The 16,175-nt window shown below is 36.6% G+C and carries 11 protein-coding genes; 7 read left to right on the top strand and 4 right to left on the bottom strand.

The annotated features are described in order from the left end of the window. Positions 1-144: 144 nt before the first annotated feature. The gene (locus DIT68_RS00690; RefSeq protein ID WP_158276078.1) at positions 145-2,613 is read right to left on the bottom strand and encodes a T9SS type A sorting domain-containing protein; all 2,469 of its coding nucleotides are present in this window, start codon (positions 2,611-2,613) and stop codon (positions 145-147) included. A 1,068-nt stretch (positions 2,614-3,681) separates the two neighbouring features. Here DIT68_RS00690 and DIT68_RS00685 point away from each other — a divergent pair. From DIT68_RS00685 to DIT68_RS00670, 4 genes are all read left to right on the top strand, one after another. Then, positions 3,682-5,040, top strand: a complete 1,359-nt coding sequence (locus DIT68_RS00685; protein ID WP_109357891.1) for a sigma-54-dependent transcriptional regulator — start codon at positions 3,682-3,684, stop codon at positions 5,038-5,040. Positions 5,041-5,042: 2 nt separating this feature from the next. After that, entirely contained in the window at positions 5,043-8,201 is a 3,159-nt protein-coding gene (locus DIT68_RS00680; RefSeq protein WP_109357890.1) for a response regulator, read from the top strand. 11 nt (positions 8,202-8,212) lie between these two features. Next, positions 8,213-8,545 (top strand): Hpt domain-containing protein, encoded by a 333-nt coding sequence (locus tag DIT68_RS00675; protein WP_109357889.1) that lies wholly within the window; start codon positions 8,213-8,215, stop codon positions 8,543-8,545. Between the two features lie 284 nt (positions 8,546-8,829). After that, positions 8,830-11,076 (top strand): T9SS type A sorting domain-containing protein, encoded by a 2,247-nt coding sequence (locus DIT68_RS00670; RefSeq protein ID WP_109357888.1) that lies wholly within the window; start codon positions 8,830-8,832, stop codon positions 11,074-11,076. Positions 11,077-11,168: 92 nt separating this feature from the next. On the opposite strand, the gene ispE is transcribed toward DIT68_RS00670, so the two are convergent. After that, a complete protein-coding gene (gene ispE / locus DIT68_RS00665; protein WP_109357887.1) occupies positions 11,169-11,981 on the bottom strand; it encodes a 4-(cytidine 5'-diphospho)-2-C-methyl-D-erythritol kinase in 813 nt (270 codons plus the stop codon). A gap of 64 nt (positions 11,982-12,045) precedes the next feature. Between ispE and DIT68_RS00660 the strand changes: the two genes are divergently transcribed. The 3 genes from DIT68_RS00660 to DIT68_RS00645 all read left to right on the top strand — a co-directional run bounded on the left by DIT68_RS00660 (position 12,046) and on the right by DIT68_RS00645 (position 14,081). Further along, positions 12,046-12,999, top strand: a complete 954-nt coding sequence (locus tag DIT68_RS00660) for an acetyl-CoA carboxylase carboxyltransferase subunit alpha (RefSeq protein WP_109357886.1) — start codon at positions 12,046-12,048, stop codon at positions 12,997-12,999. A gap of 198 nt (positions 13,000-13,197) precedes the next feature. Continuing rightward, complete coding sequence (locus tag DIT68_RS00650; protein WP_109357884.1) at positions 13,198-13,497, top strand: YbaB/EbfC family nucleoid-associated protein; 300 nt, start codon at positions 13,198-13,200, stop codon at positions 13,495-13,497. Continuing rightward, a complete protein-coding gene (locus DIT68_RS00645; protein WP_109357883.1) occupies positions 13,497-14,081 on the top strand; it encodes a 5-formyltetrahydrofolate cyclo-ligase in 585 nt (194 codons plus the stop codon). The genes DIT68_RS00650 and DIT68_RS00645 overlap by 1 nt, the downstream gene beginning before the upstream one ends. 77 nt (positions 14,082-14,158) lie before the next feature. Here DIT68_RS00645 and DIT68_RS00640 read toward each other — a convergent pair whose 3' ends face one another. Then, positions 14,159-14,611, bottom strand: a complete 453-nt coding sequence (locus DIT68_RS00640) for a 3-oxoacyl-ACP synthase (protein WP_109357882.1) — start codon at positions 14,609-14,611, stop codon at positions 14,159-14,161. Between the two features lie 49 nt (positions 14,612-14,660). After that, positions 14,661-15,923: a 3-phosphoshikimate 1-carboxyvinyltransferase gene (gene aroA, locus DIT68_RS00635; protein WP_109357881.1), complete on the bottom strand. Its 1,263-nt coding sequence runs from the start codon at positions 15,921-15,923 to the stop codon at positions 14,661-14,663. Between the last annotated feature and the right edge of the window lie 252 nt (positions 15,924-16,175).

Below are 16,175 nucleotides of genomic sequence, written 5' to 3'. Positions count from 1 at the left end.
AATTAACCAAGCCTTCCTTAGATCAGGGAAATTCCTGATTTTCCTCCAATTTTTATTCTGTCCATTTTATCCCCTCCCATCTTTCAGAAGGCATAAAAAAAACGGCCCTCAGGTGAGGGCCGTTTTCTAATTTGTTTTATCGTTTTATCGTTTTACGATTTTAAAGACTTTTTTTGAGTGAGCATTGTAAATACGCAAGGTATAAACTCCTGTCTCCAGCTTGTCTATCGCTAAAGTTACTTTTGAAGCATTGTTTAATGCGCTGTTTTCAATGAGTACCACACGACCCTTCATATCCAACATTTCAACCTTTAAAGAAGCTTCATTAGAAGGATTAAGTATCGTCAAAATACTTGAAGTTGGATTTGGGAAAACTGAGATATCAAATAGCGCCTCTTCATTCACCGATAAAGTATCGCATCCAGCGTCTACAGTAATAGAGATTGTAGCAGAGCTTGTTGGACAAACCTCAGAGGACACTTCGTAAGTATAATCGTAAACATTCTCTGCGTTAGAAATAATTACAGATCCTGAAATCTGATCTCCAGCCGGCGTTAAAAAGACACCTCCCAACTGTGCATCAGGACTAATAAGATCTGCTAAATCAATTGCTTGATTAAGGCAAATTACCACAGAAGTATCCAATCCTGCGTAATTGAACTCTCCTATCGTTAAATCTAAAGTCACAATCGAATCACAACCTGCTGCATTCACCAAAGTATGCGTTGCAGAATTATTAGAAGCGGTATAAGTATTTCCATCAATCCAAGTGTAAGAATCACACCCTACTTGAACATCTGTTCCAGTATTTGAGTAATTGATTGTTAAATCTAAAGTTACTAATGAATCACATCCTGCTGCATTCACCAAAGTATGCGTTGCAGAATTGTTTGATGAAGTATAAGTATTTCCATCAATCCATGTGTAAGAATCACAAGCTACTTGTATATCTGTTCCTGTTGTAGAATTGTTGATTGTTAAATCTAAAGCTACAATTGAATCACAACCTGCGACATTCGTTAAAGTATGCGTTGCAACATTGTTAGATGAAGTATAAGTGTTCCCATCAATCCATGTGTAAGAATCACACGCTACTTGAACATCCGTTCCAGTATTTGAATAGTTGATTGTTAAATCTAAAGTTACTAATGAATCACAACCTGCTGCATTCACCAAAGTATGTGTTGCAGAATTGTTTGATGAAGTATAAGTATTTCCATCAATCCAAGTATAACTATCACAAGCAATTTGTGTATCTGTTCCTGTATTTGAATAGTTGATTGTTAAATCTAAAGTTACTAATGAATCACAACCTGCTGCATTCACCAAAGTATGTGTTGCAGAATTGTTTGATGAAGTATATGTGTTCCCATCAATCCAAGTGTAAGAATCACACGCAATTTGAACATCCGTTCCTGTATTTGAATAGTTGATTGTTAAATCTAAAGTTACTAATGAATCACACCCTGCTGCATTCACCAAAGTATGCGTTGCAGAATTGTTTGATGAAGTATAAGTATTTCCATCAATCCATGTGTAAGAATCACAAGCTACTTGTATATCTGTTCCTGTTGAAACGGAAGCACTACTCAAAGTCAAATTAACAGCCACAGTGGAGTCACAACCATAGCTCCCAACATTTGTAAAAACCTCTGTTCCTGAAAGGTTGGAAGCATTGTAAGTTGTGCCGTTAATTACTAAAGATTGTCCCGTACAAATGGCTGAGTTAAACGAACCAAGTAATTCTGGAATCCTATTGATTGATATCGAAACACAAGCTCCAACACCATAACAATTCCCCTCACCTCTAACGTAGTACTTTGTATTGGTATCGTTGGCAGGTAAAACAAAAGAACTTGTATTTGTTGTCCCCAATAAATCACCCCCACAAGAGTCGGCATACACCGCCCAATAAGCCGCATCATTAAGATTCCCAGCAATATTTAGGCTTAGGGTCTCTCCAAAACAAACATCACTTGTAGAGCTCGTAATCACGGGACGATCAGATGTGGCACACATCCCTTGCTTTAGGCTCATTATGTAATGCAAATTCGGAAAACCTATATCAGACAAGTCTACAGGCGCCGATAAACCACACCCATCAGAAGCAATATAAGAGGGTGAAGGCTCACCCCCAGCTATTGCTCCATGATAAAATCGTGTATTAGTTGCCAAACCGGATGGTACATCTACCTCCATCACGATTACATCATTTGCAGCGGCAAACACCTGAAGTGGAAAAGCCACCAAGGTAAGACTTTGATCGTATAAATTAACAACTGTTGAATCTAATACGGTAGTTGTGCCTGAAGGAAAAACCCCAGTATCCACCGAGTATAGCCTAACGGTTACTGGGTAACCTCCCACAGGAGCAAATTCTAAAAGTTCAATTGCAAACTCTACGGAGTCGATTCTAAAAGGAGCGTTAATATTGAAGTCGTTGGTCAAGTCAAAGACACGATAATACCTATTATCATCGGTATAACCTGCACCACAAGCAATACTAATACCTTGACTTGGGACTAGTGAGTTACTGTGAGTAAGCCTAACTTGCGCATTTAGATTGTAGATGGAAATAATTCCAAATACAAAAAATGCTAAAAATAGTTTCATTGAGTTTTTCATGTTTTTTTTGATAATTAAAATAATAATGAGATCACTTAGATTAAGGAGGCGAAATTAGTACATTAAGTGATTAAACTTAAATAATTGTTAATTGTTTTTTGATCATAAAAAAGCGATTGAAAGAACTCCATTTATTGATAATGCAACAGAGTCCTAACAATCGCAACCTAACCGTTCTATTGTGCGAAAAAAACCACTACATCTTTTCTGCGCTGAGCCCTCAGAAAGAAACATGCCCTAAAGTCGAAAATCGCTAACCATCTGATTTCAAAACATTTAAAAAAAACAACATAACACAAATGACGTCCCAACATGGGAATCTTTCCCAATAACAGAAAATGCCTATCCGATACTTTACCAGCAAATATCTAACCCTAGCATAATGTGATTCAGTGGTGAACTGACAAGATCCTTCGCAAATCTCTATTTCCAAGCAGTTGAAAAAAGAAAATCGCTTCAGGATGACATTAAGCTAGGTTCCCTCCTCACTTGCTTACCAGCGCCCCCAACTGTCATCCTGACCAGAGTTGAAAATCAAGATTTTCATCTCTGGAAGGATCTGGCCTAGTTAAAGTAAGTGCTTTTTATTGTAGCATATTAAATAGCTGGTAAAGTTCCCGATAAGCATTTAACAGAAAGCCCCTCAGTCTACAAGCCCCTAAAACCCCACAAACACTTGCGGAACTAAGAAGAGCTAACTGAAAGCGCCAAATCTTCACTTTAATTATAGAACAAAATAGCGCAACCCATTTAACATAAGCAATCCTTTAAATAAAAGAATACAGGGTTGATCTAAAATACTTATTCGGTCTTAAAAGAAAGCCCAAGTATTTTTCTAATAAAAGTATCGAAACCATAGGTACTAATTCCCAAATTAGGAAAATATAAAATCAACAACTCAGCTGCAATTGTCTTTAAAAGTCAATATAAAATTCTATGAACACAAGTTTATTAAAGATTAATTATCTATATTTGCCCAAGAAAACATCAATCAAAAAAGACAAATATTATTTTCCCAATTTTGGAATATAGTACATAACTTATTGCAGGCGTTAAATGAACAACCAAAAAAAAATAAAGATTTATTGTGTCGAGGATGATTTAACTTTCTCTAAATTCTTAAAATATAAATTAAGCTTAAATCCAGACTTTGAGGTGAGTATATTCAATACGGCAAATGACCTACTCGAGTCATTAAGGAACGCACCAGACATTATCACCATAGACATTAATCTACCCGACATGCAAGGCGATGCGCTCATTCCGCTCATCAAAGAAAAACTGCCTGCGGCGATTTTATTGGTTATTTCTGGTCAAAATAACATACAGGTAGCCGCATCCATGTTCAAAATGGGGGTTTATGATTATTTGGTAAAAGATGAAAACACACTTGAACGTATTTGGAACGTGGCTCACAATGCAGCCAAGCAAATTGAGTTAAAAGAAGAAATTAGTGTTCTAGAAAAAGTGGTCAATAAAAAACATGATTTAAAAACCTTTATAAAAGGGGAAAGCACGGAAATTAATAATGTTTTTTCCAAAATTGAAAAGGCAATTACTTCAGATATTAACGTAATCATTAGCGGTGAAACAGGAACAGGTAAAGATCTAGTCGCCAAAACAATACACTTCAATTCCAACAAAAGCAAAAAAGCTTATGTCGCTGTAAACGTGGCCGCTATCCCTAAAGAATTAGTAGAAAGTGAGCTGTTCGGTCATGAAAAAGGTGCTTTTACGGGTGCACACCAGCAAAGAATAGGGAAATTTGAAGAAGCCAAAGGAGGCACGCTTTTTCTAGACGAAATTGGAGAAATGGAACTGCCTGTTCAAGCTAAATTATTGCGTGTGCTTCAAGAAATGGAACTCAATCGTGTAGGTGGAAATAAAAATATCCCACTCGACTTTAGGTTAATCATCGCTACACATCGCGATCTTAAACAAGAGGTTAAAGAAGGTAGGTTTAGAGAAGATTTATACTATAGACTCATGGGGTTTTCAATAGACCTCCCACCTCTTAGAGAACGTGGAAAAGATACTCTTTTTTTGGCAAGGTTTTTTATAGAGCAATTTTCTAGAAAGAATAAAATAAAAATTAAAGAGTTGAATACATGTGCAAAAAAACTACTGCTAAAGTACAAATTCCCTGGTAATGTAAGAGAGTTAAAAGCTGTTATTGAAACGGCCATTTTAATGGGAGAAGAAGATAAAATAATGGCGACTGACCTCCAAGTAGACATGGCAGACAATTTTGAAATAAATTACAAAAGCGCTACCACTCTGGAGGACTATACAATTGCAATCATTCAAAAAAAATTGGAAGAAAACAACAACAACGTGGTTTTAACAGCTACAAAATTAGCCGTCGGTAAATCAACAATTTATCGCTACATAAAACAAGGGAAAATAAAAATTTAGAAATGGAAAGTTTAATATTCGAATTAGTAAACCAGTATACCGACGGAGTTCAAGTTTCAGATATTGAGGGAAACCTGGTCTATTTAAACTCTGTTTCTAAAAATAGACTTGGTATACACCGAGAGTATCAACACCTTAATGTTGTGGACTTTGAAACTTCTCTTCAAAACAAAAGTGATTGGGATAAGCATGTCAAAAAAATAAGAGATCTTGGCCATGTAATTATTAGGACGGAAAACATCAATTTAGAAACAAAAGAAGTTTTTCCCGTTGAAGTTGATGTTTTTCTTAAAAACTTTGAAGGAAAGGAATATATCTTAGCAATTAGTAAAGACATCAAAACCGTACTTGCAACAGAAAACAAACTCTTTCGCCGAGAGCAGATGTTAAAAGCAATTGCTGAGGCTACCAAAATACTTTCTTTCAACGATGATTTTTTCGATTCTATTTCTAAGTCTCTGCCAATCTTGGGAAAAGCGGTTAATGTTGATCGAACTTACTTATTTGAATTTCATGATAACGAAAAAGGAGAAAAACTAACTTCTCAGCGCTTAGAGTGGAATTCAGGAACAGCTAAACCTCAAATCAACAACAAAGAATTACAAAATTTAAATGTAGATGATTTTAATGAGTTTATAGACTACATGATCATCAACGAACCCTACCAAGCTGTAATTTCTGAATTGCCGGAAACTTCAAAGATGAAACCCTACTTAGCTTCTCAAGACATAGAAACGGTTTTAATTATACCCATCTACCAAAAAAATAAACTTTGGGGAATGGTTGGTTACGATGATTGTCAAAAAAAGCGGATTTGGGATGAGTCCGAAATTTCAATCTTAAGCGCCTTCTCTTCCAATATTGCTCAAAACTTAGAGAGACAGGCAAACTTAAAGCTTTTGTCCAATCTTGCAGACTTCCCACTACAAAGTCCAGATCCGGTAATTAGAATTGATTTAGAAGGAAACATTATCCTAAAAAATCAAACCAGCAATGAAATAGAAAAACAAGAGATTTGCATAGATGGTAAAAACAAAATAGCATTCAAACAACTGGCCAATCAAGTAATCAAAGATATCAAGGTCAATAATGTTGAAAGGCAATACAATGTCATCACGGAAAACACAACTCACTATACGCTTAACCCAAAGTTCATTAAAGACAAAGGACATATTAACCTTTATTTCAATGATATCACGGCCCTTGTTCAAGCAAAATCAAAGTTAGAAAATGCACAAAAAATCATAGACAACATCGTCACCAATATTCATGATGTTATCTGGTCTGTTAACCTTGAGAATAGGGAGGTTCTTTTTATCTCACCAGCAATAAAAGAACTGATTGGTTTATCAGTAAAAGAGGTGAAAAGACACATCAAAAACCTAAGAATTTTAAAATTCTTAAATAAGGATGATTTAATAAACATTTCCAGAACCATAAGACATAAAGGAAATGTTGAACGTGCTGTTTGTTTAGACATAGAGGGCAAAAAAAAATGGATCAACCTTAGAATTACAGCAGAAAAAGACAGCAATGGCGAAATCCTAAGGTTGGACGGATACATTATTGACATTACACTCCAACATAAACTAGAGGAAAACCTAAAGTCTCAAGAAAAAAGGTTCCGTGGAATCATAGAAAATATCGATTTAGGACTTATAGAAATAGACAAGAATCTAAATATATCCTATGTCAACACAAGTTTCCAGAAAATTCATGGTGATATGAAAAATACCTTAATTGGTAAAAATATAAAAGAGCTACTGATTGAAAACAGATATCAGCTCAACGAGATTGACAAGGCCAGTTTACTTCATCAGCATGAGAGGGCAATGCGTGGTAAAGATAGGATATTCGAAATAACTGTGAATAAACCTTCAAAAAACAAAGCTACTTGGCTTATACACTCTACACCAAAGATAGATGAGCATGGAAAAATAGACGGAGTAATTGGTGTAATTATTGACATCACTGAGCAAAAACAAATACAACAAAAGCTTGAAGAAGCAAAAAAAACAGCAGAGGAATCAAATTTGGCCAAGGAACAATTCATTACCAATATGAGTCATGAAATACGAACACCTTTGAATGCCATTTTAGGTATCTCCAATCTGCTAAAACGCTTCCAACAGGAAGAGGAAGCTCAAAAGTATATCAATCATTTAATAAGTTCTGGAAATCATTTACAGTCACTGATTGACAATGTATTAGATTTTTCAAAAATAAATGCGGGTAAACTGAGCTTAAACCTAACAAAATTTAATTTTCAAGAAGTTTTTGATGAAATCAATTCTATTCTCCTTCCACTTGCAAAGGAAAAAGGACTAAAGTTTAATCGCACACTATCTTCTTCCGTATGCAAACAAGTCATTGGAGACAGAACAAGAATAAAGCAAATAATCATCAACATACTTTCAAATGCTGTCAAGTTTACAGAAAAAGGAATCATAAGCTTTGAAGTGAATGCTATTCCTGTAGTTGAAAAAAATCAAAGTCTTATTATAACCGTCAAAGACACTGGGATTGGTATGAGCCAAGCGTTTATATCCACCATCTTTACTAAGTTCGCTCAAGAAGACAGTTCTAATATTCGCAAGGAATCTGGCACTGGTTTAGGAATGAGTATCAGCCATGAGTTTATTAAATTAATGAAAGGATCTATCTCTATTGATAGCAAGCAAAATGAAGGTACTACAATAAGAATGGATATTCCAGTAGGTTGCGACAATGCAGCAAACACAACCACCACCACAAAAAGTATTGTTTCTAAAGAGTTGCGGGATAAAAAAATACTCATTGTAGAGGACAATACCCTCAACCTGATGCTTACAAAAAAAACATTGGAAAAATATAAAGTCAACATATTTGAAGCTAAAAATGGGGTTGAGGCCATTCAACAATTAAAAAGTTTAGAAGTTGATTTGATTCTAATGGACATCCAAATGCCGTTAAAAGATGGTATAGAAACAACCAAGACTCTAATTAACGAAATGAACATTACAACACCCATTATAGCCCTAAGCGCTAATGCATTTAAAGCAGAAATTGATAGTTGTTATAACGCAGGAATGGTGGATTACCTCACCAAACCCTATGTAGAATCGGAGCTAATCAACTTAATACAAAAACACGTTTTTCAAACAACATTAAAATCAAATTAAAAATTCAAAAGATGAGCTACTCCTACTCTTTAGATGTACTAGACATGATGGAATCTCAAACGGACAAAATTGAAATATTAAATGTGTTCACTACTGAAACTCAGTCTCACATCAATGAGCTTTATGAAAAACTCAAAAATAAAGACTTAGATCAAATTTCATTTCTTGCGCATAAATTAAAAACCAGCATTAAGCTTTTTCAAATTGAAGAACTCTATCCCAGCATTGATGTGCTTGAAAACGAATCAAAAAATAGATCTTCCTCTGAATTGGAAGAAAAAATCGATTTCATCAATAAGGTCTTTCAAGCTGTGGAAAAAGAGATAAAAAATGAAATTGGCTAAGGTTTTGAGAATACATTCTGAAAATCAAAACCAATGGCGCTATAAATGATCATTAGGCTGGAAAGATTTTATTCCATAATTTTACCTAATCGAAATCTATTTAGTGGTTGGTCGGAAACAGACGAATTTTATAAAATAGATTATTTTTGATGAGAGTTGAATTTATTTTTATGAGGTGATGCCTTAGCATCAGGCGATTAAAAATCAAGGGAACTATCGCAAAAAGAAATATTTTTAATTTTGATGTGTTTCCGTCCAGACACTATTTAATAAAGTTCTTAAAAATGAAACTGAGCGCTCCTTCCCTATATACACTTCAAATATTTCTATTCTTATTCATCAACACTACATTTTCACAATTTGGATTCATTTACAACGACAGTATTCAAGTAAAAAAAGGAGGAAATACACTCGCTTTTCCTTGGGCTGGAGGTCTGAATCATGCGCAATTTTCAACGATTGATGTCAACTTTGATGGAATGGATGATTTATTTATTTTTGATAGAAGCGCCAACCAAATTCGCATATTTAAAGCCATGGAGGAAAACGGAGAGAAAAAATATGAATTTCTCTACAATAGCAGAGATCTATTTCCAGAGGAACTTCGGTATAAAGTTGCTCTGGTTGATTTTAACGCAGATGGAAAAAAGGACCTTTTTACCTATGGAATAGGCGGTGTAAAAGTGTATCGAAATGTAGGAAATTCTTCAATCGGACTGCAATGGACGCTGGAACACGAAATACTACAATCCATTTATTCTAACGGAAACTATTCAAACTTATATGTAAGTTCTATCGATATTCCAGCATTTGAAGATATAGATGGAGACGGAGATATGGATGTTTTGACTTTTAACATCAATGGTCAACAGGTCGAATTCCACAAAAACCAATCCATTGAAGATTATGGGATTCCCGATTCGCTCAAGTTTGAATTGAGCGATCGTTGTTGGGGGAAATTCATAGAAAGCGATACAGACAACAACATTCAACTCGATTCAAATGTGGGCCCTTGTGACCCATCCAACATCCACCCACCACAAAATGGTGTACGCCATGCCGGATCAAGTTTACTCTCGCTCGACTTAAATAACGACAACTCCATGGATTTAATTTTGGGAGATGTTTCGCACCGTAATTTAACAGCGTTAATCAACGGTTCCGCTCCAGGAGCTGATGCCCTAATGACCAGCATGGATGCGAATTTCCCGAGCAACACAACCCCTTTAAATCTGCCCATTTTTCCAGCCGCTTTTTATGAAGATGTCAATCATGATGGCGTTAAAGATTTAATTGTAGGAACCAATGCCAGCGGAGGGTCTGAAAATACGGAAAGTGTTTGGTTCTATAAAAATCTAGGAACGAATCAAAATCCCAACTTTTCTTTTGTAAAGGAAAACTTTTTGCAAGATCAAATGATTGAAAACGGTAAAGGAGCTATCCCTGTATTGGTAGATTTAAATGAAGATGGACTCAAAGATTTACTGGTTTCAACAAATTTCAGGTACCTAGATCCGTCCGATAAAATTTCAAAGATTCAATATTATCAAAACACGGGAACAGCAACAACACCAGAATTTACATTTATTTCTGATGATTGGTTATCGCTGTCAACTGCGGGATATGGGTTGAGAATGCATCCCACTTTCGGCGATCTTTTGGGCGATGGAAAAAATGAAATGATCTTAGGATCTGCCAATGGAAAACTCCATTTATACACTAAAACAGGCAATGGACCAGAAGATTTCGTGCTTCAACAAATAAATATGACAGATCATTTAAATCAACCCATCCAAGTGAGCGCTTTCGCCTCTCCCCAACTTTTTGATTTAAATAATGATGGACTATTAGACATTGTAATCGGTGGAAAATCAGCAGGGATTACTTATTACAAAAACATAGGATCTTCCACAATGCCTTCCTTTGAATTGATCACAACAGATTTGGGAAATGTAGATATGGGCGAAGCTTTTTTACCTGACAATTATACCGTTCCCGCCTTTCTTAGAAACAACGACACCACCCATTTATTTGCAGGAAACAGGAAAGGAACAATTTATTATTTCGGAGATATTGACAATAACCTAGCAGATGGAGATGCGTTCACCTTACTCTCCGACCATTATTCATTTATAGAAACTGGAGCATATTCGGCACCATACATAGATAAAATTCGCGCGGATGGTCGGTTTGATATGTTCGTAGGTACAGATTTGGGTGGGATTTGGGCGTATACTGCTGGAGTAAACAGCGAAGACATTCTCAACGCCAACGCACTAGAAAAAATAGATCAGCAAATTAACATCTACCCAAATCCCAGTAGCAGCGGATGGTTTACTATTGATTTAAAAGGAATTAATCAGGAATTAAACGTATTGGTTTACGATCATTTAGGCCAGTTGATAAAAGAAAGCAAGCCACTTTTAGGAAATGCTCAGTTAGATTTGTCTTCGGCTGCCAAAGGAATTTACACCGTTGTTTTCAGCAATTCATCCCAATTTGTATCAACACGCAAGATAATTATTCAGTGATTTTTTTGCCCCGTAGAGGCGCAATGCATTGCGCCTCTACGGGGCAACATTGCGCCTCTACGGGCAACATTGCGCCCCGTCGGCGCAAAAAATCACAATTCCACTACCTCAACAAAACCGTTTTTAAAATTAAATTGTCCATTCAATGCTGGCACACTATCAAAAATCCCAAACATTGTAGACCCTGAACCCGTCATAGCCGAGTAAATTGCACCTAAATCATAGAGTTCTTGCTTAATCTTCGCCAGTTCCGGATAAACCAATAAGGTAGGTGCTTCGAAATCATTGATTAAAGAAGTTTTCCAATCCTCCATGGATTCATTTAAAACATTTTCCAACAGAGTCACTGGAGTTTGCGGTATAATTCGACCATAAGCATCCGCTGTGCTAATATGCGTTCCATTATTCACCAAAACCAAAGTTTTGCCCTTCAAATTGAGGTCAAAAGAGCTTAACTCTTCCCCTCTACCCTTTGCAATTTGTGGCGTTGAAGCAATAAAGAAAGCACAATCAGACCCCAATTTAGCTGCCCTCTTTTGTAAATCCTTTGTGCTTAATCCTAATTCGAAAAGTTCATTTAAAACCTTTAGCGTCTCTGCACAGTTGGATGAACCGCCGCCCAATCCACCACCCATGGGAATATTTTTATAGAGAAAAATAGAAACTGGTGGAAGATTAAATTCTTTTTGCATTAGTTCGTAAGCACGCAAAACCAAATTATTTTTTGTCTCTCCGGGAATAGGCAAACCAGCCGACTGAAATTTAAATTCATCGGCGGGAACAATCTCCAGCACGTCCTTTACAGGAACGGGATACATTAAAGAATTTATTTCATGGTAGCCGTCTTTTCTCTTCGCAAGAATGCTCAATCCGAGGTTAATTTTACAAATTGGAAATGATATCATGGTACAAATTTAGAAATAGCTGACAATTTTTTGTAACTTTCCGCGCTCAAAAAGAATATAAAAAATGTCAACATATTTAGATTTCGAAGAACCGTTGAAAGCATTGGAAGATCAAATTGCTAAAGCACAAGAAATTGGTCAGGATGCAGAGTTGGATATGACAGATAAAATCAAGGCTTTGGAACAAAAGCTAGAGGAAAAGACCATTGAGGTTTTTTCTAACTTAACTCCATGGCAGCGAGTACAATTATCGCGTCACCCAGAACGTCCATACACATTGGCTTACATTGATGCTATTACACATGGTGATTTCCAAGAATTACATGGCGATAGAAATGTAGCTGATGATAAAGCCATGGTTGGCGGTTGGGGTTCTATTGATGGAAAAACAGTGATGTTTGTAGGTCAACAAAAAGGAATGAACACCAAAATGCGTCAGTACCGCAATTTCGGAATGGCGAATCCTGAGGGTTACAGAAAAGCCTTGCGATTAATGAAAATGGCAGAAAAGTTCAACAAACCTATCGTTACTTTTATAGATACACCTGGAGCATTCCCTGGTCTTGAAGCAGAAGAGCGTGGTCAAGGAGAAGCCATAGCGCGCAACATCTATGAAATGATGAACATTAAAGTTCCAATTATCTGTATTATTATCGGAGAAGGAGCTTCTGGAGGAGCATTAGGAATTGGTGTCGGCGATAAAGTCATTATGTTGGAGAACACTTGGTACTCTGTTATTTCACCAGAATCTTGTTCTTCAATCCTTTGGAGATCTTGGGATTACAAAGAAAAAGCAGCAGAAGCCTTGAAACTAACTTCGGAGGACATGAAAAGGTTAAAGTTGGTTGATGGCGTAATCAAAGAACCAATCAACGGAGCACATCGAAATAAAGAAGAAATGTTTGCCACAGTAAAACGTGAAGTCAAACGTCAAATCACTTTACTCTCGAAGCTTGACCCAGAAGAAAGATGTGAAAAAAGAATGAATAAATTTATAGACATGGGTGTTTTTCAATAAACTTCATTCCCAAAAATATTAAAAGCCCTCCACATTGTGAGGGCTTTTTTTTGGAAACAACTTTACACCTATTCAAAAAAATCACCCAACAAATAAAATCCGCGAAAATCTGCGAGAAAACCATGAGCGGCAGCGAATCACCCAAAACCCACGAAATCACAAACATTTTATATCTTTGTAAAACAAAAATCAAAAAATATGTTCGGAAAAGACATGATGGCTAAATTGCAAAAAATGCAAGAACAAGCACAACTTTCAAAAGAGAAATTAGACACAATAATTGTACGAGGCGAAGCGGGAGGAAATCTCATTGAGGTAGAAATGAATGGAAACAGAAAATTAACGAAGCTCTCCATCAACACTTCTTTAGACCAAATGGAAAAAGAAGATCTAGAAGACCTTTTAAGCGTAGCCTTAAATCGTGCAATACAAGCCGCGGATGCAGCAAACGAGAAAGAAATGGCCAACTCTGCCAAAGGACTAATACCAGGAATGTAATGACAAGAGAAGAAATTCGCAATCAATATAGAGCATTGAGAAAAGACTTTACGTCGGAACAATGCATCTACTATTCACAGCAGATCACCAATAATTTCTTAAGAAACTGGATGTTTAATCACAAATTGATTCATTGTTTCTTGCCCATTCACCGCTTAAGAGAAGTAGATACAATTCCTTTGGTGAAAAGATTAAGACGAAACAACAGGGTGTGTATTCCAGTTTCCAATTTTGATAAAAACAATATGACCCACAAAATCTTGGATGACCACACGCAATTTCAAGACAATGCATACGGAATACCAGAACCCGTTACAGGTGAAGATGTCGACGTTAAGAAAATTCAGGTTGTCATCGTTCCATTACTCGCCGTGGATCAACATGGAAATCGATTAGGGTACGGCAAAGGATTTTACGATAGATTTCTAGCAGAATGCGCTCCCGAAACCCTCTTCATTGGACTCACGATGTTTGACATTCATGATGATTTAGAGCCCAATGAATACGATATTCCACTGCATTACGTGGTTACACCAAAAGGAATATTGAAAACAACAGCAAATCAACCAGTTCCTTTGAGATAAACTAAAAGAATAATCTAAACTCAGCTATCGCATGCCAAAAGCCCGCAGTAGCTGATTTTTATTCTTTAATAAGAGAATTAAATGATGCGCTTGATTGACTGCACCCTATTATTCAACACCACTTCATCTCCCACTTCCTTATGCAACAACAACTTACCCAAGGGCGAAGCCGTCGAAATAGCATAAACAATTTGATTTTGAACCTCGATTTTCCCCACACTTAATCCTATAAAATAGAATCCTTTGTCGGTCTCAACAAAACTACCAGAAATTACCCGATCAGACTTCTCTTCGATGGGCAATCTACGCAGTTCATTCTTATACATTTTTACTTGGTGAATAATTGCATCGGCGTTGTCCATTTCTTGTTGCATCATCGCTCTACTGGTTTCATATTTATCTCCAGCGCTGCTTTTCGTGTCGTTATTACGGGCCTCTAAAGCATCATTGAAAGTTTGAGTTGAAATTTCAAGTCTTTCATCCAGTTCCTTTTCTATTGCCGTGATCACCTCTTTTTTTACCGCTTCCATATTTCCCTAATGTCGATTTTTTTAATTCACTATACTCTAAATAGCTCTCCTAAATTGTTAAAAAGTCTTTATAAAAATCAGGATATGACTTATCTACAGCCCCAGCGTGTTCAATGTAAATTGATTTTTCTGCTCCAATACTCAACAAACTCATCGCCATGGCAATTCGATGGTCATTATGAGAAGAGAAAGTAACTTCTTTCTGTACAATAGGAGTTCCTTTCCCATGAATGACCATTTCATCACCATTCAAATCAATCCTCACTCCTATTTTAGCGAATTCCTGCTGCAATGTTATTCCTCTGTCACTTTCCTTGTGCTTTAGTCGGTGAACTCCAGAAATAGTCGATTTTCCACTGGCATAAGCCGCCAAAACCGCCAATGGAGGAAACAAATCTGGACATTCCCCAGCATCAAATTCGAAAGGAAGAAGCTCATCTTTTTGAATAATCAAATCACCATTCCTCCACTCTACGGAAGCTCCAGCTCGCTTTACCGCATCCAAAATCACCTTGTCACCCTGTCGAGAATCTGCCTTTAGTCCTTTCAACTGAATATGTCCGCCTACAGCTGCAGCCACAATGTGAAAAGAAGCCGCACTCCAATCTCCCTCCACTTCATAAACAAGCTCCTCACCTATACTTTGATTTCCTTTAATCTGAAAAATCTCAAAATCCTTATGCTCCACTTTCAAACCAAAATACCGCATTAAATCTAAGGTCATCTCTATATAGGGCTTACTCTTTAATTTGGGTACTCTAATTTCTGTATCCCGTTTTAGAAAAGAGGTAACAATCAAAACTCCAGTAAGAAATTGAGAGCTAATACTTCCATCTATTTCGACCTTCTTTTTTAAGGTTTTTCCAGAAATTTTCAAAGGTATTTTCCCTTTATTACTATCAATCGATTTGCCAAAAGCCGCCAATCCATCAATCACCATCTCCATAGTTCTTTGGGCAATTGAACCTTCTCCATTTACCGTAAAGTCTTCATCAAACAGCAGTGAGAAGGAACTAAATAAGCGCGTGCTCAGGCCAGACTCTTTGCAGTTAATCGAAATTTCGGAATCGCAATTCATATCAATTCCACTCTTTAAAATCAAATCCTTTCCCGACCGAACAAATATAGCTCCCAGAGCAGCAATAATCCCTTGCGCTGCAAGCACATCATCACTGTCTGTTAAATTACGTATCACAACAGAGGATTTCGACAAACCCGCCAATGCAATTGCTCTTTGCGCATAACTTTTGGAGGAAGGAATTGTAAGCGTACCATCAATACTATTTTTCGCAGGAATCCTTATTTTGTTCATAAGCACGAAGATAATCAAGTGGAGTGAATTAATGAAGTTCTGGTATGATTTCCGGAAATAAAAATGCTACTCCAAATTTGAAGTAGCATCTCCTCATTTATAAGGGCTATTATTTGCCCGCTTTCTTCTCACGCTTTGCTGCTTTTTTCTCCTTTGGAGTTTTTAGCGGCGCTTTTTTTTCAGTTTTCTTAGCATCTTGACTTTTTGCCATGACTCGAAATTTTAATTGTTTAAACTAATCGACAGTATCCC

Origin of the sequence: Brumimicrobium oceani, from assembly GCF_003143775.1 — a bacterium.
In the GTDB taxonomy this organism is placed as follows: domain Bacteria; phylum Bacteroidota; class Bacteroidia; order Flavobacteriales_D; family Crocinitomicaceae; genus Brumimicrobium; species Brumimicrobium oceani.
The sequence above is the reverse complement of the archived record's forward strand: the minus strand, read 5'-3'. Positions and strand labels throughout refer to the sequence as shown.

Coding starts and splice junctions, on each gene's coding strand:
- DIT68_RS00690 (WP_158276078.1), bottom strand. CDS start 2,613: ATGAAACTATTTTTAGCATTTTTTGTATTTGGAATTATTTCCATCTAC.
- DIT68_RS00685 (WP_109357891.1), top strand. CDS start 3,682: ATGAACAACCAAAAAAAAATAAAGATTTATTGTGTCGAGGATGATTTA.
- DIT68_RS00680 (WP_109357890.1), top strand. CDS start 5,043: ATGGAAAGTTTAATATTCGAATTAGTAAACCAGTATACCGACGGAGTT.
- DIT68_RS00675 (WP_109357889.1), top strand. CDS start 8,213: ATGAGCTACTCCTACTCTTTAGATGTACTAGACATGATGGAATCTCAA.
- DIT68_RS00670 (WP_109357888.1), top strand. CDS start 8,830: ATGAAACTGAGCGCTCCTTCCCTATATACACTTCAAATATTTCTATTC.
- ispE (WP_109357887.1), bottom strand. CDS start 11,981: ATGATATCATTTCCAATTTGTAAAATTAACCTCGGATTGAGCATTCTT.
- DIT68_RS00660 (WP_109357886.1), top strand. CDS start 12,046: ATGTCAACATATTTAGATTTCGAAGAACCGTTGAAAGCATTGGAAGAT.
- DIT68_RS00650 (WP_109357884.1), top strand. CDS start 13,198: ATGTTCGGAAAAGACATGATGGCTAAATTGCAAAAAATGCAAGAACAA.
- DIT68_RS00645 (WP_109357883.1), top strand. CDS start 13,497: ATGACAAGAGAAGAAATTCGCAATCAATATAGAGCATTGAGAAAAGAC.
- DIT68_RS00640 (WP_109357882.1), bottom strand. CDS start 14,611: ATGGAAGCGGTAAAAAAAGAGGTGATCACGGCAATAGAAAAGGAACTG.
- aroA (WP_109357881.1), bottom strand. CDS start 15,923: ATGAACAAAATAAGGATTCCTGCGAAAAATAGTATTGATGGTACGCTT.